Raw genomic sequence first — 20,287 nt, 5'->3', positions numbered from 1 at the left:
TTCTGTTTTAATTATTAGACGCGCGTTCCAATACATAGGAATATACATTATTCTGACATCCCGGTGAGAACGAGAGGGTTATCTGGCGTTCTCCTTTCACTGTCCGATATTCGAAAAGGGAAATGTTGGATTCGGTAGAAGTTCCTTCCTTAAACAGTAGTTGTGTGGGATACTGGGGGTCGTTTACATTCCATGTCCCGTCCTGACGGACCAGAAATGGAAGGTAATTATCGATGGTATAAGTATTATCGTCATTGAAGGTAATTCTGAAGGCACTGAAATCGACAGCTTTGGTGATTTCTATTCCATTCCTGGCCGCCTTGGTAATATACCATGAACCGGCAAGATTTTTCGCAGGTTCTTCGATGTCGTACCCATTCGAATCTTTAAATTTATCACAGGAAAGGAAAGAGCATACCATAATACAAAGCATAAACATCATTTTTATATTTAATCTTCTCATAATGAATCTTTGTTTACAGAGTTAGAAAAAAGGTTTAATCTTAATAATTAGGATTTTGGATCAGGTTGGGAGACTTGGAGGTTTCCTTATATGGGATAGGCCAGAAATACATTGCCTTCCTGAACACACGTTGACGTACATTGAAACGTGTATACGACTTACCTCCATCAGCTGTCAGCCGGACTTCCATACCTGTCATCATCTGGCTGTCTGTTTGTTCAGCTATTTTCCAACGTCTTACATCAAAAAAGCGATGGCCTTCTATAGCAAATTCGATCCGTCTTTCGTCACGGATGGCCTGACGCATTTCCAGCCGTGTCATATCCGGTTTTAACCCGTACATTCCGTCAGCGCCGGCTTCTATTCCAGCTCGTGCCCTGATCGCTTTCAGTACCTCGTATGTCTTATCAGTTGGCGATACTAGTTGAGATCCGTTGCCATCACCCATCTCATATTCGTTCATAGCTTCGGCATAGGCCATGTAAATTTCGGCATAGCGTAAGATAGGAGTTGCCTCATTTTCACCATGCACAGCATTGGCTGCCAAATGACGGCTGACCATTTTGTTGATATAATAGCCAGTAGGCGTACCCTGATGCACGGCGTCTTTTCCACTGGATGAACCATCGGCTTTGCGATAAACATTTATCGGGTCGGGGTTATTGTTAGGTGCTAATGCGATCATTGTCTGGTCGTGGGCCACGGTATTATTGAACCTCGGGTCGCGGTTTGCATATGGATTATTTGGATCATATCCTGAAGCCGGATCGCTGATTGGCTTTCCGTTTTTCATCGGGAACGCATCTACCAGATTCTGATAGATAAATCCACTCTTTGCAGCGCCACGGGATGGAGGCTGAAACCAGCTTTCTCTTGCTACCCGGCCAAGGCTGCGGTCATCGAGTATTGATTCAACGAGGGATGAGGGCTTATATTCGTCTTTTAATGATTGGAACAGAGCATAGAAACCATGTCCCGAATCGGGATTATTGTTGTTGAAAGGATCCATGTGCAATACATACAAACCGTATTGCCCTAAAGAGATTACGTTGTTTGCAGCATCCATAGCTTCTTTCCATCGCATCTTACTATACTCGGGATATCCGACCAATTCGGCAGGAACGTTTGTTCCGGCAACTATATCGCTGTTCCCGTTATAAAGAGGACTGGCGGCCAATAGTTTTATGCGGGCGATCAAAGCCCTGCAGGCGCCTCTTCCCACATGCCCATAGTATGATCCCGTAGGTTTTACGGGCAGATTGGTTTCAGTAGCGGCGGTCTCACATTCTTTAACAATATAATTCACGCAGTCTTCGAATGTATCGCGGGTATCTTTCGGTTTATCTCCGTCAGCGTAGATGGTGTCGCCGATTAAAGGCACGCCCCCGTAATGCCTGACCATAATATGATAGTACCATGCTCTCAAAAAACGGGCTTCGGCTTTGAGGCGAGCCTTACGGGAACCTAGCAGGGGAGCCTGCTCAATCCCTTTAAAGAAGATATTTACCCTCCTGATATTCTGGTAAGGTATCTTCCACGCGTCATCGGTTATAATTACCGGATTGACAGTCCCTGAAGCAAACTGCACATCGGCTATACCGTCCGAAGACATCCTGAATTCGGCTTCGTCGCATGCGGTCTGAAGACCGCCCAATTGATCCGATACAGTACTGAAACGATTACCTTTCACGTCAAAACCCACATCCCGATAGATTTCGGCCAGAAAGCCCTCGGTAAGCGCACTGTCGGAAAAAACCCTATTGTAATTAAGGTCTGTCGTTACGGTTTCGTCGAGAAACCCTTTGTCGTTACAGGAGGAAAAACATCCCCATACGACTGTTAACGTTAATAATAAATATAAAATGTTTTTCATACATATTAATGTATTAGGTTAATAAAAACTTTCTATTTAAATACCCGGAAAACTCTAGCTGTCGATCAATCAACATTGTTTGGATATATCAAATTATGATCCCCTTATAGCCGCTATTTTCATTCCATAAGAAAGTGTATTTGTGATTTACTCCGCATTATATTTCTAAACTTCTTCAAATTTCATATACCCCAGTCTTTGTTTGGTTTGTTACTCATGAATAATTCTAATGTGGCTCCGTCTGCAATAATTGAAAAATCTATATAACAGTTTCTGTATTCTTTTCCATTCAGCAAAGCTTTTTGTATGTATATATTTTCAGGTGAATTATTGTGTGCTATTATGGTAAACTTCCCTCCCTTAAAGTATTTCGAATCCAGCTTATATTCTATCTTGTCAAATACGGGGCTTGTTATCTCCATACGTGTGTCTCCCGGGCACACAGGATGTATTCCGGAAGCGGCAAGCACATACCAGGCCGACATTTGGCCCACATCTTCATTACCCACTATGCCTTCCACTTTGTTGGCATAGGCTTTATCGCATATGTGACGGGTCCATTTTTGTGTAAGCCAGGGTCGTCTCAGGCGGTTGAACAGGAAAGGAATATGATGTACGGGTTCGTTGGCGTGATTATAATAATCGTTCCACAAAAAATTGTCGGGAGTCTTTTCAAAGAGATTGGTAAGATTGGTAACGACCTTATCCTCCCCTCCCATCAATTCTACCATACCCGGAATATCGTGAGGCACAAACCACCCCTGTTGGTAAGAATTAGATTCTATGCAACCGTACCATTCTTTAAACAGCGCATTCTCAGGCCATTCTTCCCAAGAGCCGTCTGCCTTCCGCGGGCGGAACCAACCCTTTTCCTTATCGAAGATATTCCTGTAAGCCTGACCTTTTTCCAAAAACAGTTTTTCATCGTCGCTATTACCCATTTTGCTGGCAATACGGGATATACACCAATCGGCATAAGCATACTCGAGCGTATGGGATATGCTGAGTGACGAAGCTGTATAGCCGAGGGTGTCATTGCCATATTTTTTCGATGTATTCACTGCATACTTGTAGGCTTTGTCTATATCATAATTGCGGATACCCTTCACATAAGCATCTGCCAGAACCGATAAGGCAGGATTCCCGATCATACAGCCCGAGTATGCGTTCATGATTTCCCAGCGCTCGTAATATTCGCGTCCGCTTTGTTCGGCAAGGGTGATAAGTGAGTTCAACTGATCGTTTACCACTTCGGGGTTAATAATGGTTTGCAAAGGGAACTGGCTGCGGAATACATCCCATCCGCTGAATATGGTGCGTTTTGTGAATGTGGAATCGCTGTATATCCGGTTATCACCACCGGTGTAACGCCCGTCTACATCGGTATATATGCGCGGATCTATCATTGTGTGATAAAGGGATGTGTAGAAAATTGTTTTCTGATCGTCGGTTCCTCCCGTAATATTTATTTTGCCCAATTCCCTATCCCAGCTTGCTTTTGCCTCGTTGCGGACAAGGTCGAAATTCTTATCTGCTATTTCCGCTTCGAAGTTCTTGCCGGCACCATCCATATCGACAAAAGATATTCCCACTTTCAGAGTCACCTCCTCATCTTTTTTCGTATCGAACTCGGTAAAGAATCCCAGATGTTTGCCTTCCAGCTCCTTAACGTCTTTGATAATTTTAGCTTCCGATATCCTCTTCAGATAAGGTATGCTTGTTACATCGTTGAGTTTACGTTTCCAGTTATCAGGTATATCGGCGCTCCAGAAGCCGTAATTGTTCAACGGACGGCTGAATTGCGCATAGAAAAACACTGTATAATCAGTATTGCCTTCTCCATCACCCCATCCGCCGCCATCCGGCGTACACTTCATCCATCCTTGTATAGTGCTGTCGTTGACTACTTCTACATATTGATATGTAGATGTCCCGCCAACTCTTCGAGCCAGGTCTATCTGTATGCGCGACCGTTTATGTTCGGGGAATGTAAATCGTAACATTCCGCTATGCGGTGCAGCCGTGGCTTCTACCCGGATATTATAATCGGTCAGGTTTACCGAATAGTATCCCGCTTTGGCGGTTTCGGTCTTCTTATCGTACAGCGAACGGTATCCGCTTATGCTCCCGTCTTCTTTACCCGCAATTATCTTCAGGTCACCGGTGGTAGGCATTACAAGGAAATTTCCCATATCGCCGAACCAACCCACACCACTCATTTGTGTGAACGCAAAACCCTCGATAGTTTTATGTTCGTAACTGTAACCCGGCGAATTGTCTCCTCCTGTTATCGTATTGGGGTTAACCTGAACCATTCCATATGGTGTGGCCGCGCCGGGAAATGTTTTTCCCAGTCCGTGGTAAACTCCGGCAGCACCGACACTGGTACTGGCTCCGATAAACGGATTGACATAATCGGAAGGGGCAGAACTTTTTGTTTTGACTTCCGTGGTGCATCCCGTTATCGTCAGGCAAAGAACCGTTATAAGTGCTGTTGTCATCTTTAGCATAGTATCAATCATTTCAATTATTTTCCTATCTTATCTTTTTATTAATAATGTCTTAATCCCGAAATGGGGTATTGACAGCGATATACTGTTTTTGTCAATTACATTTTCTGTGATTATATTCCCTCTTAAATCAACTTCTTCCACTGATGATACGGGAAATCCGAACTTCAGTTTCTGTACGGAAGTATTTCCTTCGGCATTGAACAGCCTGATGATAAGATCGTCCCCGTGAGCCTTAAATGCAGTTACCTCATAGCCTGAGTTACCTATGTCGAAATAGGATTTGTCCTCTGTAGCAGTTTTATCAAGAAGCGAAACTACTAACGGTTCATTCCACTTGTTGCTTTCGGTCGATACATGAGATTCTTCCCATTTTCCCGTATGCGGAATGATAGCATATTTCATTTTCAGTGGCCCGGTTATTTTATAATCCATCCCCCATAGTCCGATGCCTGAGTACTGTGCGGTGAGGCTTAACGGATAATTCTCGCCAAAGGCATAAGAGGTTGTATGGTCTGATAAAAGGGTAAGGCCGTATGTTTCGTCCTTATCGACGAGGTCTACCCAGTTAAGTATTATATTGTGCTTTATACTGTCCCATGTATTGAAGAATGTATTTTTGAGATTGCTTTCACATACATCGAAAGGAGCGTTTTTATACAATTTGGGTGAAGATAAGCCGACAGGGAACATTATATTCAATTTGAACCTGTCGTCTACATATGCCCTCCTGTTATCGCGCCAGTTACTACCTTGTTTGTATTCACCTATGCCAACATTGCTCTTCCAATCTACCGTCAGATCGAAATCGATACGTTTCTGCCCACTATTCAGTGTAATAATCTGAGTGAAAGGGTGGGTAGAAATACTCCCTTCTATTTTCACGATGGTTCTGAGACCGTTGTCTTCCAATACAGTTACTTTTGCCCGAGAGTCGGCAGTGGAGTAATATTTTCCTTCCTCATAGAAATGACCTCTCAACTCCCCGAAGCTATACTGGTTGGCAGCGTCGATATATTCCTTATTTTTCTCTTTTTTGGCAATCAGGCCTTTTATTGTTCCTCCCTTTGCGGGGGCTATGACGATCTTATACATATCGTTTTCCAGTATATAATCGCCTTCTGAATTATTTTTTACCGAGGAATATGTTTCCTTATTTGGTATCTCATCCTGTAATCTGTATGTTGCATAACCGAAAGAAGGTACCTCAGCTCTGAAGGTGAGATAGATGGAATCTCCTTCGAGTCTTCGACACGAAGGAATTCTCTTTTTCTTCGAATCATATACCGCTAATCCCTGCCTGACACGGGTAGCGGGCAAGCTTACGGTTACTAACTCCGACCTTTTTGTTGCCAAAGTATTATATATTTTTACAAAGCTTGAATTATGAAAATGTGTTGCATTTTCGGAATCATAAGTTCCGGTAGCTTCTTTAATGATATTATCCGAAATCTTATTTGTTTTGTTTGTCCACAGGGTGATTTCCTGCGCCCATGTGCGATTTTTATGCAGACGGTTGTAAGGCACTATCCATGAGTCGTGATGTTGCGCCAACATCAGGGTACGCCATGCTTCATCCAACGACGTTTCCAACGGGGTATAATTATTCTCGATAGTTGCCATAGCTGCTATTTTTTCGGCCATCACAATTTTATTTTCGGATATGCGTACTTCCTGTGCAATCTTCTGAAGTACCTGACTTCCCCACATCAGATTAATATGCATATTTTCCTGTGAAAAGTGTAGATTATCAGAGGTACTACCCACCGACTTACCTTCTATATACTCTTTCCATGTCACGTATACGGAGTTGTTCCTTATCTTATTTCCGTGACCGATCCACGGCCCGTTCTTCCATCCTGCATCCTGATAACACATCCCGACAGGATTTTCTATTCCATAGTCGAAGCATGCCTTGAGATAGGCTTCAGAGTTGCCCCATGCCGTGGTTTGCCATGTGGAGTTTTCTTCCAATTCTTCGCAGGCATAGCGCGGCACAGTAAGGATTGCAGTCCCGTCAGGCCCGACCCAGTTAATCAGTTCACCGCCATAGGCTGCCGTATATCCGCCCCAGCAGGTATTCGGACATTTAAGTACGGCATATTTGAATCCGAACGATTTCAGGATTTGTGGCAAACTGCTTGTAAAACAGGGTTCCTCTACAGAATATGTCGTAAAAGTCACATCCGGGAAATGTTGATGTATCTTCTTAATTCCATATTCGAACTGACGTATGATACTTTCCCCTGATATGTTGTATAAATAGGGTTGGGTATAGCTAGGATTCGTAAACTCGATTCTTTTATCCGTTACGATATTTCTGAAATTGTTATATGCAACAGGCTCTTTTACTTTCACTGTATCCCACGTCTCAGGCTCTATTTCGAGCCCGATGCGCCACTCGGGGTATTGGGACAGTTTATCTGTCATAAACTGGGTTACCCACATCGGGTAATGCCCGTAGACACCGCCATGGTAGCCGTCGACAAAGTATGCCTGCTGCTGGGAAGATACTTTTCCGAGTATAGATACAGATATCAGTACAAAAGCAAAAATCCGCTTCATATATTAATTGGGGGTTTATTTTTCGAATACGTTGGTTTATGAAATTGTCGAAGTCCTTTACTCCGGGTGTTCTTCACCCTCCGCTTGAATTTAGATTATAGTTCTCATTCAAGCGTAAGTGAAGTGGTTTTAATATAATTACTCTCTGATTTTTTTTCTTACTTACAATTAATATTCAATTCACAGTCTTAGTTTACGCGTACAAGATTTATCTTTCTTTTCACAGGCGTATTTACTTCATAAATGGCTGAAAGAAGTAAATCCATTTCATCCTGCCATGCCTGTCTTACTTCGGGATACATTGCCTTCGAATAAAGATCGCGCCTGCCGTTAAGCCAGCCATCGCTACCTTTATATTTATCCAGTACCTTGATAGCTTCCCTGGTATTCGGATCGGTTATGCCTTTGTTCAGGAAAAAGTTGAACCGCACCCATGCGTATTCACGAAAACGGCACTCTATCTCCCAGCGTTCTTCATTCAGAAACATAACCTTGAGAGCCTGTTGGTACTGTGGCGTATTGGTAAGTGTGGCAAGGTTGATGCCCTCTGCCAGTTCTTTCGCCGACCATGTTCCTATATTTTCCTCATCTATCATTAGTTTATAATTTCCTTTCAGTCCTTTTACAGACAGCATTTCTCTGTTCATTTCATCAATAAACGGAACTGATTTTACCACTTCGGCCTGGCTTTTCTTATATCCCCATCCGCGGGATATTGTATCCATCGGGTATGGCAATGATTTTGCGAGATAGTCGAATGTAATTCCTGTCGATGTTTTTTTCAGGTTGGTAATTTCGCAGTTCGAAGAAGATACGACGTTCATCTTTGAGCCATCTATATTTATGTCAGCAACATCCTTACCTGCAAATCCCTGCTCTTTGAGGAACAGGTAGGCCATTACCATATGCCCGTCATTATCGGGATGGATGCGGTCGGTCCCGCAAAGGGTAAACTTAGGGTCTTTTTGTTGGAATTGCTGATTGATGGCAGTCATAGGCCCGTTGAGATCGAAGAATTCCCATCCGTTATTTTTTGCCGATTCGCGTTGGAAATCGACTATCCTGAGCATTGCCTTATTCTTATTCTTGAAAGGAGTGTTCCCTTCTATAACAGCAGTTTCGTCGTAAGGAGAACTGCCCATGAGTACAACCTTCGCGGTTTCCAGATTTTTGAACCTGGCTTCCATCTGTTTATAAGCATCATAAGATTCTTTGACCTTTTCGTCCGCAAATTTTTCGGGTTGATCTCCATTGTATTCGAAGTAACCCGAGTCGTTCATGCCGAAAGTAGCTATTATGACTGTGGGGTTCTTACTGAAAACATCACCGTCCAGCCGTTTTACCATATCAATGGCTCTGTCGCCTCCGATTCCGGAATTCATTATCTTAATCCTCATTTCAGGAAAATGAGTCATATAATAAAGCCATATATATGAGTGATAGTGCCCGGCATGGGTGATGCTGTTTCCCAGAAATACTACTCTTTCTCCATCTTTGAAAGGAGTGACGTTCTGTGCACTTGAGATTGTGCAAAAACATAGTGAAGTGAAAAAGATTACGATGGCAAGTATATTTTTCATCCGTATTAAATTTTAGTTTTTAAGTTATACTTATATGGTTAACATAATACCGCTTCGTGAAGCTATATGCAAATATATTTACAAAAAAAGCTCACCCCTGTTCGAAGTAAGCCTTTAAGTAAGTTATTTTTAGATTAAAATATGATGAAAGTATTGTGTGTCAATAATTTATCAATTTAATTTTTATTTGTTTTGGTAAATCAGATAGAACCTTCTTTGAGAGAAAAAGCTCCTATTTTCTTCACTTCTTCTTCAAAACTTTCGCTTTCTACTATAGCCTTTCCTTTTATTTTACTTTTATAATTATAGATCGTCTGAATGGAATAACGTAAGAAGACGGCTATCTGGTTGACATCCGTTATGCCCAATCTTATCAGGGCAAAAATCCGGAGCTCGGTATTTAATTGTTCTTTCTCCAGTTTGTAACGCTCTTCTTTTCTGAGTAAGGCATTGAATTCTTCCACAAAGTTGGGATATATCTTAAAGAATGCTTTATCGAAGGTGGTGTAAAGTTCCTCCACGTCTTTTTCAAAACTGCGGGTGGAAGCAGTCATATTGTACAATTCGTCTATCTGGCCTGCTTTTATCTTACGGTTTACATTTTTCCTGTAATCATCCAGTTTGTCAATATATACGGCACATTGATTCATAAAGTAACCGATATATTTCTCTTTTATAAGGCTTGCTTCGTCCAGTTTCTGGTTGATACTGGCCAACTTTTCATTCATAGCCTTCAGGTTTTTCCTTGCCCGGGATACTATTTTTATCTGCTTGTATATGAAGAATAAAGCGATTGCCAGTACAATAACAAACAAGCTGATAATAACAGCATACGCTTTCAGGTTTTTCTTCTGCTGTTCTATTTTGTTCAGGTATGTATCTTCTATAATAGGCTGTACGCGTGCAATCATCGTATTCCTGAAACGGGAGTTATAGAAGTTTGCATCATCGAGAGCCGCTCTTATATAATTATATGCTCTATTTACATCACCTTTGTTATATAGGTTTATAGCCAATGCCAAAAGCGCCTCGTTTTCTTTCACGGCAAGCTGAGTATCTGTTATTGCAGCCAGAATAAGATACTTTTCTTCCAGTTCGCTATTTTTCAGATATTTATTAACCAATGCCAGACTCATTGCAGACATTGCATAGTTGTGTGTCCGAAGTTCCTGTTTGGAAAATATATCGGATAGTATCTGCTGAGCCTCATTGTAGCGACCTTCATCCTGAAGCTTAAACGCTTCCTCCTTTACATACATATCTGTCCCTACCCCAAGATAGGACATGACTGTATCCCTGTAATGCATTTTCTCTGTCTGATACTTTTTCTCATATTGAGGATCGTCGGTATATTTTATAAGGTTTTCGTAGTATCGTATATATGTCCAGCAATACATGGATTTCAGATGCGTAGGCAGTTCTTTATAATCTATGCTGTTTAATTCTTCCAGAGCCTGAGTGAATGAACCGGACAAGGACAGTACAAAAGAAAGCTTCAGTTTGCTTTGAGATAAAAAATCTTTATTGTTTAATTTTTTAGCTATTTCTATATTTTTATCAATGTATGCAATAGCGGAATCACAAGCAAAAGATTCGTATTCGGCGATAATATCTTCATTTATGCTAAATGTTTTATTCAGAGGAAGACTATTGTTTAATTTTAATTTAAGACGCTCTATTCTTAGTATCTTTTCCTTCATATATGTAGGGCGTTCGGAGATAGTTTTATCCAGAACTCTAAGAAGAGAGTCTATTTCATTTTTGGAATATATGTACCCTGTTGTATTGTATATAATACAAAGTAGGATGAGAAGTGTCTTTTTCATTTAGTTATAAGATTCTTATGTCACGGATAAAAGTACATATAAATCTGATATAATAATCATATGGCAGCGTGATATTTCTTTTGGGTACTGCTTATTCAGGTAAGAGAAAGGAAACCTGCCGTCATAGAGAAAACCATCATGTAAGCCTGATTGGTTAATGACAATAACAGTCTTGGTTAATAACATACTCATGCAAAACAATGCTTATATCACACGGTTTATCCGCAAGGGGAAAAAACTCCAGTTATTGCGTAGAGAGCGTATACGCACGATGGAAAGAAACAGGGAGAGAGATTAATTTTTTTGTCCCAATAATGGTGGACTTTTATTGAGATACCTATGAACATGAATATGCTGATGGTTATGATATACTGAATGGGGTATTGAAGATTCCAAATACGATTAATTGTCCTCGCGTACTTTTTTAATAAAGTCCAAAGGAGATTCAGGTGTAATACCAAATATATATCGGTTTCCATTTTTGAAAGGCTCCTTTATTTCAAAATTTTCAAATGAAATTCCTCCCGGAATTGGTGATTTACTTGCCCAGTACGTATAGCGCCCATTGACAATTCCTTGTGTTTCTTTACTCGGATTTGTACTTATCCAATATTGTGTAGCTACTTTTCCGGTATATTTCCAATGTTGATGTGTGCCTTCTGCATAAATAGCAGTAGAGGGGTCCTTCTCGTTTGGAGCTACTATAAAGTAGGCAAATCCTTTAGCATCTTGTATCATGTCCTTTAATGGAAAGAAGGTGTGTGGAGTAAAAGCATCATCTGTGTAATAAGGCCATATGTCGGCAGAACTCTTTTCATATTTGTCGAGATACAGTGTCCTCAGGCGGGCCTTATTTCCCATAGTGGCGGTCAGAATAAAGTTATTCAGCTCAATTGAGTTTTCATAAGTATAGCTTGTCAGCTCAAATTCATAGGGGCGATTCTGAAAAAAACGCAACCGGACATATACTTTTGCCCCATTATCGAATGGCTCTGAAAAAATGTAGACGCTTAACGTTTCTATGCCATTCTCTTTTTCAATAATTCCTCTTGCCGGAAATATTTCATTACTGCCGGAGGTTTGATTTGCATTATCTGAACTCCAAAAGCGTTTACCTCTGATGTCGGGATCCCAACTACTCATCTCCAGTTCCGAGAGTCCCCGTTGTTCTTGTCCTGAAGGTACAGGCTCCATTGCTATAAAGTTTGTGACTACGTGTCGGTCATGGTTTAAATAGGGCGTGAAGATTCTAATTAGTCCTCTGGGCATAATGTTTAATTGGGGAATCGCGACAGAAAGGCCATTTGTGTGTCCCCATATTGCCATTGCCGGCCTTCCTTGACATGGTTGTATCCATATTTTGCCAGTATCGGGAGTTGCCAGATTTTCGAATTTAAGATTTGCAGGCTGTGTTTTTGATAATAATGGTAATAGGCAGAGTAAAGCAATGTTAATTATATTCTTCATAATATTTCTAGTTTTAATAAAACGATTAACTTGAACAAATGTATAAAATAATTGAAAATAAATACGGGGGTGAGTATAATATTTTCGTTATAGACTATATGTAATTCAGGTTTAGAGTGATAGTTATTCTTATTTTTGGGATTTATTTTGTTGTTATATTGCTTGTATATAGTTGTTTGCGTGTTTATCGCGAGAGATATTTATTTCTTCTGTTTAATATTTAATGTATAGAAGTTATGGATTAAGTTACATGTTTATTTATTTTATAATTATGTTAAATGTTAAAATTTATAGTCCGTTAAAAAAAACAATAAATAAATTTGCTAAAACGATTTAATAATATTACGTTTGCATCATGGGTTGCTGTAATTAGTCTATTTAAGAGTGTAAAACCCGGTGGAATTGATTAGGATAATATACTATGGCTAGAGTTTCTATAAAAGATATTGCAGAAAAATTAGGAGTGTCCAGTGCTACGGTCTCTTTGGTCTTGAATGAAAAAGATAAAGACTCCCGTATTGGGAAAGAAGTCGCTGAGAAAGTTCGACAGACTGCAATTGAAATGAACTATAGGCCTAATATGGCTGCAAGAAGTTTGCGGACTGGGAAAACAAAAACCCTTGGTCTGATAGTTGCCGATATATCCAATCCTTTCTTTGCGAAACTGGCCAGGCATATTGAAAATATTGCGGAGGTAAAGGGGTATCAGGTTATGTTTGGTAGCTCTGATGAGTCAAGTGCGAAATTTGAGGGCCTTATCCATCTTTTTATAGAGAAAAATGTCGATGGTATAATTGTTGTGCCGCCTCAAGATAGTGAAAAAGCTATGATGGAACTTGTGAAGCGTAAGGTGCCGGTAGTTTCAGTGGACAGAGGTCTCGAAGGTTTGCCCGTAAGTTCTATTCAGATTGATAATATAGGGGCTTCTTTTCAGTTGACTAATATTCTATTAGAGCAAGGTTGCAAGCGTATTGGTTTTATGGCTTATAATATTAACCTGCCAAATATAAAGAAGAGATATGAAGGCTATGCGAAAGCTTTAGAGATGAATGGTGTTCTTGTCGATAATGATCTTGTTCGTTCTGTTTCATTCGAGAATTTTGAAGAAAATGTAAAGCAGGCTATAGCTGCGCTAATGGCCAAAAAGGTTGATTCTGTTGTTTTTGCGACGAACAGGGTAGGGGTACAGTCGTTAATTGCCTTGAGGGAGTTTAAAAATTATCGCGATTTGAAGTATGTAAGTATAGATAATCCTGATGAGTATATTTTTGCAGATATAGATATTACTTGTATAGAGCAGCCTGTGAAGGAATTGGGGGAAAGGACTCTGGATATATTATTCAAATATATAGAGAATCCAAAATATAAGATTGTTGAAAGCGTGACACTACAAACAAATATCGTAGTCCCCGGGGAAAATTAATGAAAATAAAAAAAATATAATTTTTTTTTATTTTTAGTTAAACGTATAAGCACTTTTTATTAATAATACTATAATGGAAAAACACAAAAAAAAGAAATTATCATTGTTTGCCTCACCTGGCGGAGGGAGTTATTTAATCCCTTTTATTCTGGTTAGTAGTCTGTTTTTAATGTGGGGAATTGCTCATGGACTACTTGATGTTTTGAATAAGCATTTTCAGGAAGCCTTTACTATGACTAAGGCCCAATCGGGGTTTGTCCAATTTTCTACCTATATAGCATATGGTCTTATGAGTGTTCCCGCAGGGATGTTCATGCGTCGTTTTGGATATAAAAAGGGGATTATATTTGGCTTGTTGATTTACGCCGTGGGGTCTTTTTCTTTTCTTCCGGCAGCCTATCTTCATTCAGCCAATCCATTTTTTATAGCCCTGTTTGTCGTTGCATGCGGGTTGTGTTTTCTTGAAACAGCGGCAAATCCTTATTCAACAGTTTTAGGTCCTAAAGAGCGAGGTGCACAGCGGCTCAACTTGTCCCAGTCGCTAAATGGATTAGGCTGGATTCTTGGCCCACTTATTGGAGGTGCTCTTATTTTCGGTGCAGAAGAAGGGGATACCTTAGCTTTAACAAAGCCTTATATTCTGCTTGGTATTTGTACGCTCGTTATTACAGTATTGTTCTTTTTTGTCAAACTTCCGGATATACAGGAGTCCGACGACGAAGCTGTTCAGGAAGTTTCCGAAACCGGACATGATAAAACTCTGCCTTTGTTTCAACATCGGCATTTTGTGCTGGCGATAGCGGCCTTGGTCGCATATATGATGGCGCAATCGGGAATATTTGGTTTTTTTATCAATTATGTGATGGAGCAGGATCATAGCATAACAAAAATAGAGGCTACCCAATTGTTGTCATTCGGAGGCATGCTTTTATTTATGATTGGCAGACTGTCGGGGAGTTTTATTATGGCAAAATTCAAACCTCAGCATATTTTGTCTCTTTATGCATTAATGTGTACTATATCAATGGTTCTGGTTATTCTTTCTTTAGGAAAAATATCTTTATATGCCCTTTATATAAATTTCTTCTTCATGTCTATTATGTTTCCTACGATTTATGCATTGGGGCTTGTGAAAATGGGTGAGTACACAAAACGTGCTGCGTCATTCTTAACTATGGCCGTAGCAGGAGGAGCGTTTTCTCCGATTATAATGGGTGCGCTAGGTGAAGAAAATATGGCTATCGGTTTCTTTATCCCGCTCGCATGCTTCTTATTTATTTTATATTTTGGTCTGCATGGCTATAAACCGGTGAAAAATTAGACCGAACTTTCAATTATTATCTAAAAATAAAATACCATGAAAAAAATTTGTTTTCTAATTAGTCTTTTTTTTATAACGCAGCTTTTATTCTCGCAAGAAGGGTTTAACGGTCTTGGTGTGGATATGAGTAATCTGCATCGGCTATCTAATGCAAAAACACGTTCTATCAGTCCGGAAAATTTTACAGGAGAGAAGGGTAAAGGAGGAATGGCCGATCCGGCTATGCAGGGAGATAAACGAAATGTAGCGAATGCACACCATGCTGCCCGAGACCTCGGGCAAACATGGAAAGTTAATCCGTATGTCCATATAGCACCCGGCGAAACATTTACATTAGCTGAGATTGAAGGCCCTGGAGCAATCCAGCATATTTGGATGACACCTACAGGCAACTGGCGTTTTTCTATCCTGCGCTTTTATTGGGACGATGAAAAAGAACCATCGGTAGAATGTCCTGTCGGAGACTTTTTTGGCATGGGATGGGGTGTTTATGCTCCTCTAAATTCATTGGCTATATGCGTTAATCCGGGAAGTGCATTCAATTGTTACTGGACAATGCCTTTCCGTAAGAAATGTAAGATCACAATGGAAAATGTCAATCCGGAAGATGCAATGGTACTTTATTATCAAGTCGACTATACACTGACTGATGTTCCGGCTGATGCAGGATATTTCCACGCACAATTCCGTCGCACACATTATAATGAAACCTCAGATTATACAATGATTGACGGGGTTAAGGGAAAAGGACATTACGTAGGTACATATATGGCCCAGGGAGTACACAATAATGGATGGTGGGGTGAAGGAGAAATCAAATTCTTTATGGATGGAGATACTAAATATCCTACTATTTGTGGTACCGGCGCAGAAGATTATTTCTGTGGATCTTACAACTTTGACCGTGAAGGACAGTATAAAGAGTTTTGTACAGCTTATGCAGGATTACATCAGGTTATTCGTCCCGATGGGACTTACCGTTCGCAACAACGCTTCGGTATGTACAGATGGCATATAGCGGATCCTGTACGTTTCGAAAAAGATCTCAAAATAACAATTCAAGATTTGGGTTGGAGAGTAGGCGGACGTTATTTGCCTCAAAAATCGGATATATCTTCAGTCGTTTTTTGGTATCAAGGTGAACCACATGCTAAATTCCCGAAATTCCCGGGTTGGCAGGATTTAGAGGTTAATTAATAATTTAGGTTATTTATCTAAAGGGGGATATCGGTCTAATTCTCCCCCTTTAGATTCTGTTCGGGAATATATTTATAAGATATTTCTTTGTCTCTCTTAAGATAATAAGTAAGAAAACGAAAACGTATAAGCCCTGAAGGCTTATTATAAACTACTCTCAATGTCTTTTGATACCTTATTATTATAAAGGTGTATTCGTCATCCTTAATTTAACGAGACTGTATCTATGAAAAAAGTACACCATAGCCTGTTATGTATGGCTGTGATTGGGCTGACATCTCTTATTTGCTGTACTCATAAAAGCAATAGGGAACAACCCCGGATCTATAATGAAAAATATACAGGAGATTATACAAACCGGATTGCCTTCCCGATAGGGGGAATGGGAACAGGGATGTTCTGTATCGAAGGAAGTGGCGCGATATCAAATATGTCGCTGCGGCACCGTCCAGAGGTTTTTCATGAACCTGCAATGTTTGCGGCGCTTCATATAAAAGATGTCAACAATACAACCAAAATCTTAGAAGGCCAGGTTCCTGACTGGAAAAAGTTCGGGATGCCACTCTCTGCTTTAGGAGGGGGTGGGACATGGGGACTGCCCCGTTATAAGGAAAATACTTTTACCGCTCGTTTCCCATTTGCCGAAATAGAGTTGAAAGACGATCAAATGCCTGTGGATATAAAGATAAACGCGTGGAATCCGTTTATCCCCACAGATGCTGATAACTCAAGTCTGCCGGTAGGGGGATTTGAATATGAATTCAAAAATACAGGAGATACTGTCATTGAAGCGATCTTTTCCTACAATACACGCAATTTTATGTATATAAACGGGAAAGGTACCTCTTGCATAAAATCACACGAGAATGGTTTCATTCTATATCAGTCCGGAACGGGGGATGAGTCTTTTCATCAGGGTGAGTTTGCTATATTTACTGATAATCCTGAAACTAAGGTAAATCATAACTGGTTCAGAGGAGGCTGGTTTGACCCACTGACTATTTGTTGGAATAATTTAGCTACAGGAATAATAGAAAGCAATCCGCCCGAATTAGAGGGAGCTACCGGAGCATCATTATTTGTTCCCGTGAAACTAGAACCCGGAGAAGTTAAAACAGTGAGACTCTATATGGCCTGGTATGTACCTTACTCTAATCTGCGCATAGGTGGAGATCCTAAATCCGGATCGGACTATCCAAATATCCCTGAATGCACAGATAGTACAACGAAATGCTATCCTTATGATAATAAAGGGGATGGGAATTACCGTCCATGGTATAGTAATAAATTTGAAAACATAAAAGAAGTTTCTGCCTACTGGCTTAAAAACTATAATGATCTAAAATCAAAGACCAAACTATTTACAGAAGCTTTTTATAATAGTACGCTTCCTGCGGAAGTGATTGAAGCCGTCGCTGCTAATCTTACAATATTAAAATCTCCGACAGTCTTCCGTCAGTACGATGGACGTATGTGGAACTGGGAAGGGTGCGGAGATACCTGGGGTTCGTGTCATGGTTCCTGTACACATGTTTGGAATTATGCGCAGGCAGTGCCACATTTGTTTCCGGCAATGGAGCGTACATTGCGGGAAACGGAATATTACGTAGGCCAAAATAAGGAAGGCCATCAGGTATTCCGCAACAATTTGCCTATACGTCCTGTTATTCACGATTTCCATTCGGCAGCGGACGGACAGCTCGGTGGTATCATGAAGATCTATCGTGAATGGCGTATATCCGGCGATAATAACTGGCTCAAAGAAATATACCCTTTCGTAAAAGCAAGCATGGACTACTGTATCAAGACATGGGACCCTCGCGAAGTAGGGGCGATAGAAGAGCCTCATCATAATACCTATGATATCGAATTCTGGGGAGCTGATGGTATGATTACGAGTTTCTATACCGGAGCATTACAGGCGATGTGTTTGATGGGGGAATATTTGGGAGAAGATATTTCACGTTACGAAGCGCTGATGGACAAGAGTAAAATATATATGGAAACAAAGCTTTTCGATGGCGAATATTTTATTCAGAATATACAATGGAAAGGTTTGAATGCGGACGATCCGACCAAAGTACAGGCATTTAATTCGGGCTATTCGGTTGAAGCCCTTAAAATATTAGAAGCAGAAGGCCCTAAATATCAATACGGCAAGGGCTGTTTGTCGGATGGTATATTAGGTTCATGGATGTCTCTTGTATGCGGAATGCCTGAGATAATAGATAAAACGAAAGTTACGAGTCACTTGAATGCTGTGCATAAATATAACCTGAAACATGATTTGCGCGAACATGCCAATCCTCAACGCCCAACATTTGCATTGGGCAACGAAGGTGGCCTGCTTCTCTGCTCCTGGCCAAAAGGAGGTAAACTTCAACTCCCGTTTGTATATAGTGATGAGGTATGGACAGGTATTGAATATCAGGTTGCTGCACATCTGATGTTCGAGGGCGAAGTAGAGAAAGGTTTGGAAATAGTGCGTACATGCCGTGACCGTTATAATGGAAAAATACGTAATCCTTTCAATGAGTATGAATGCGGAGCGTGGTATGCCCGTGCAATGGCGAGTTATGCTCTATTGGAAGGACTGACCGGTGTCCGCTACGATGCAGTAGATAAGACAATTTATTTCGACTCCCGCATTGGGAATGATTTTGTGTCTTTTCTCTCTACTAATAACGGATTTGCAAATGTGGGATTGAAAAATGGGAAGCCATTTGTAGAGGTTAAATACGGAGAAATCGATATTCAAGAGTGTCTGGTTTCGGGAAAACATCACCAAATAGATATAAAAAAATAATAATATGATTAAAATCAGTCAATTTATAGCCCTGATTTTGGCTTTAGGCCTATTGTTCAGTTGTGCTAATTCTAACAAGAAGGGAAAAGAAACCGTTATGGAAAATTATGAAAAAGGAACATTCGGATATGATCTGAATTATCTGTCTGAAAAAGACAGTTTGGTAATACTGAAAGGGGATAATGATGCTCAGGTAATCATCTCTCCCAAATATCAGGCAAAAGTATTTACCAGTACTGTTGATGGGCCAAATGGCAGGAGTATGGGTTTTATTGGTTATAAAGCTTTCGAACTGGCTGTTCCTGATGAACATATGAATGGCTATGGAGGCGAAAATCGTTTTTGGCTTGGGCCTGAAGGTGGAAAATACTCTGTCTATTTCGAAAAGGGAAAGGAGCAGATCTATGATAACTGGCATTCACCTAAGCCTATTGATACAGAACCATGGGAATTGATTTCGGCTACAGAAAAGAAAGTTGTAATGAAGAAAGGGATGGAGGTAAAGAACTTTCTTGATACACAATTCAAACTAGATGTAGACCGTACTGTCGAATTATTAGATGGAGAGCAAATAAAGTCTCTGTTGGGTATCCGGTTAGCAGATGGAGTAAAGTATGTTGCATATAGTACCCGGAATATTATTACGAATAAGAATGATTTTGAATGGACTAAAGCTACAGGAACAATCTCTACATGGATATTGGATATGTTTATTCCGGCACCGAAAGCTGTAACTATTATACCATTTAATAAGGGTGATGAAAAAACGATGGGTAAAATCGTAACCAGTGATTATTTCGGAGAAATTCCCGCCGACAGATTAGCTGTAAAAGAAGAGACTATCTACCTGAAGACAGATGGCGCTCAGCGGGGAAAATTGGGCTTGAATTCATTCAGGACGAAAGGTATTGCCGGGAATTATGATCCTGAATTGAATAGGTTGACTATCACTACTTTCGATGTGGAAAAAGGTGCTGCTTATCTTAATCAGGAATGGAATCCTTCGAAAGATCCGCTTGTTGGGGATGCTATGAATGCATATAACGATGGGCCTCTTGAAGATGGCAGTATCATGGGGCCTTTCCTGGAAGTGGAGAGTTGCTCTCCGGCCGCTTTCCTCAAGCCAAATCAGTCTCAGACACATAATCATAATGTATTCCATTTTGTGGGAGATCCTGCTCTTTTAACAGAAATTGCAGAAAAGCTGCTTGGAGTTTCTATAGATGATATTACCAGTGCATTTTCAATGAAATAAT

At 40.4% G+C, this 20,287-nt stretch carries 12 protein-coding genes; 5 read left to right on the top strand and 7 right to left on the bottom strand.

Annotation, left to right across the window (positions count from 1 at the left end):
- Window positions 1-7: 7 nt before the first annotated feature.
- The 7 genes from IR083_RS14535 to IR083_RS14505 form a co-directional block, all read right to left on the bottom strand.
- The gene (locus tag IR083_RS14535; RefSeq protein WP_044216152.1) at window positions 8-463 is read right to left on the bottom strand and encodes a DUF5004 domain-containing protein; all 456 of its coding nucleotides are present in this window, start codon (window positions 461-463) and stop codon (window positions 8-10) included.
- A 40-nt stretch (window positions 464-503) separates the two neighbouring features.
- On the bottom strand, window positions 504-2,336 hold the full coding sequence (locus IR083_RS14530; protein WP_006799990.1) for a RagB/SusD family nutrient uptake outer membrane protein: 1,833 nt from the start codon (window positions 2,334-2,336) through the stop codon (window positions 504-506).
- A 182-nt stretch (window positions 2,337-2,518) separates the two neighbouring features.
- Window positions 2,519-4,846 carry a GH92 family glycosyl hydrolase gene (locus tag IR083_RS14525; protein ID WP_242052426.1) on the bottom strand — a complete coding sequence of 776 codons (2,328 nt, stop codon included), beginning with the start codon at window positions 4,844-4,846 and terminating at the stop codon, window positions 2,519-2,521.
- A 30-nt stretch (window positions 4,847-4,876) separates the two neighbouring features.
- Complete coding sequence (locus IR083_RS14520) at window positions 4,877-7,411, bottom strand: glycoside hydrolase family 38 C-terminal domain-containing protein (RefSeq protein WP_194224860.1); 2,535 nt, start codon at window positions 7,409-7,411, stop codon at window positions 4,877-4,879.
- A 188-nt stretch (window positions 7,412-7,599) separates the two neighbouring features.
- On the bottom strand, window positions 7,600-8,991 hold the full coding sequence (locus tag IR083_RS14515; protein WP_006799993.1) for an SGNH/GDSL hydrolase family protein: 1,392 nt from the start codon (window positions 8,989-8,991) through the stop codon (window positions 7,600-7,602).
- A gap of 200 nt (window positions 8,992-9,191) precedes the next feature.
- Window positions 9,192-10,817 carry a DUF6377 domain-containing protein gene (locus IR083_RS14510; RefSeq protein ID WP_006799994.1) on the bottom strand — a complete coding sequence of 542 codons (1,626 nt, stop codon included), beginning with the start codon at window positions 10,815-10,817 and terminating at the stop codon, window positions 9,192-9,194.
- A gap of 402 nt (window positions 10,818-11,219) precedes the next feature.
- A complete protein-coding gene (locus tag IR083_RS14505) occupies window positions 11,220-12,284 on the bottom strand; it encodes a hypothetical protein (RefSeq protein ID WP_194224859.1) in 1,065 nt (354 codons plus the stop codon).
- Window positions 12,285-12,705: 421 nt separating this feature from the next.
- On the opposite strand from IR083_RS14505, the gene IR083_RS14500 reads away from it, so the two are divergent.
- The 5 genes from IR083_RS14500 (at window position 12,706) to IR083_RS14480 (ending at window position 20,286) form a co-directional block, all read left to right on the top strand.
- The gene (locus tag IR083_RS14500) at window positions 12,706-13,707 is read left to right on the top strand and encodes a LacI family DNA-binding transcriptional regulator (RefSeq protein WP_194224858.1); all 1,002 of its coding nucleotides are present in this window, start codon (window positions 12,706-12,708) and stop codon (window positions 13,705-13,707) included.
- Window positions 13,708-13,780: 73 nt separating this feature from the next.
- Window positions 13,781-15,028 carry a sugar MFS transporter gene (locus tag IR083_RS14495; RefSeq protein ID WP_194224857.1) on the top strand — a complete coding sequence of 416 codons (1,248 nt, stop codon included), beginning with the start codon at window positions 13,781-13,783 and terminating at the stop codon, window positions 15,026-15,028.
- Window positions 15,029-15,064: 36 nt separating this feature from the next.
- Window positions 15,065-16,225: a glycoside hydrolase family 172 protein gene (locus tag IR083_RS14490; protein WP_006799998.1), complete on the top strand. Its 1,161-nt coding sequence runs from the start codon at window positions 15,065-15,067 to the stop codon at window positions 16,223-16,225.
- Between the two features lie 226 nt (window positions 16,226-16,451).
- A complete protein-coding gene (locus IR083_RS14485) occupies window positions 16,452-19,031 on the top strand; it encodes a GH116 family glycosyl hydrolase (RefSeq protein ID WP_194224856.1) in 2,580 nt (859 codons plus the stop codon).
- A gap of 4 nt (window positions 19,032-19,035) precedes the next feature.
- Window positions 19,036-20,286 carry a DUF6786 family protein gene (locus IR083_RS14480; protein ID WP_194224855.1) on the top strand — a complete coding sequence of 417 codons (1,251 nt, stop codon included), beginning with the start codon at window positions 19,036-19,038 and terminating at the stop codon, window positions 20,284-20,286.
- The last annotated feature ends 1 nt before the right edge of the window (window position 20,287 follow it).

Source organism: Dysgonomonas sp. GY75 (assembly GCF_015234155.1).
GTDB classification, from domain to species: Bacteria; Bacteroidota; Bacteroidia; order Bacteroidales; family Dysgonomonadaceae; genus Dysgonomonas; species Dysgonomonas gadei.
The sequence above is the reverse complement of the archived record's forward strand: the minus strand, read 5'-3'. Positions and strand labels throughout refer to the sequence as shown.

What these genes read in the sequence shown, in the direction of transcription:
- IR083_RS14485 (WP_194224856.1), top strand. Translation starts at nt 16,452, where the DNA reads ATGAAAAAAGTACACCATAGCCTGTTATGTATGGCTGTGATTGGGCTG.
- IR083_RS14500 (WP_194224858.1), top strand. Translation starts at nt 12,706, where the DNA reads ATGGCTAGAGTTTCTATAAAAGATATTGCAGAAAAATTAGGAGTGTCC.
- IR083_RS14520 (WP_194224860.1), bottom strand. Translation starts at nt 7,411, where the DNA reads ATGAAGCGGATTTTTGCTTTTGTACTGATATCTGTATCTATACTCGGA.
- IR083_RS14525 (WP_242052426.1), bottom strand. Translation starts at nt 4,846, where the DNA reads ATGCTAAAGATGACAACAGCACTTATAACGGTTCTTTGCCTGACGATA.
- IR083_RS14480 (WP_194224855.1), top strand. Translation starts at nt 19,036, where the DNA reads ATGATTAAAATCAGTCAATTTATAGCCCTGATTTTGGCTTTAGGCCTA.
- IR083_RS14515 (WP_006799993.1), bottom strand. Translation starts at nt 8,991, where the DNA reads ATGAAAAATATACTTGCCATCGTAATCTTTTTCACTTCACTATGTTTT.
- IR083_RS14510 (WP_006799994.1), bottom strand. Translation starts at nt 10,817, where the DNA reads ATGAAAAAGACACTTCTCATCCTACTTTGTATTATATACAATACAACA.
- IR083_RS14505 (WP_194224859.1), bottom strand. Translation starts at nt 12,284, where the DNA reads ATGAAGAATATAATTAACATTGCTTTACTCTGCCTATTACCATTATTA.
- IR083_RS14535 (WP_044216152.1), bottom strand. Translation starts at nt 463, where the DNA reads ATGAGAAGATTAAATATAAAAATGATGTTTATGCTTTGTATTATGGTA.
- IR083_RS14530 (WP_006799990.1), bottom strand. Translation starts at nt 2,336, where the DNA reads ATGAAAAACATTTTATATTTATTATTAACGTTAACAGTCGTATGGGGA.
- IR083_RS14490 (WP_006799998.1), top strand. Translation starts at nt 15,065, where the DNA reads ATGAAAAAAATTTGTTTTCTAATTAGTCTTTTTTTTATAACGCAGCTT.
- IR083_RS14495 (WP_194224857.1), top strand. Translation starts at nt 13,781, where the DNA reads ATGGAAAAACACAAAAAAAAGAAATTATCATTGTTTGCCTCACCTGGC.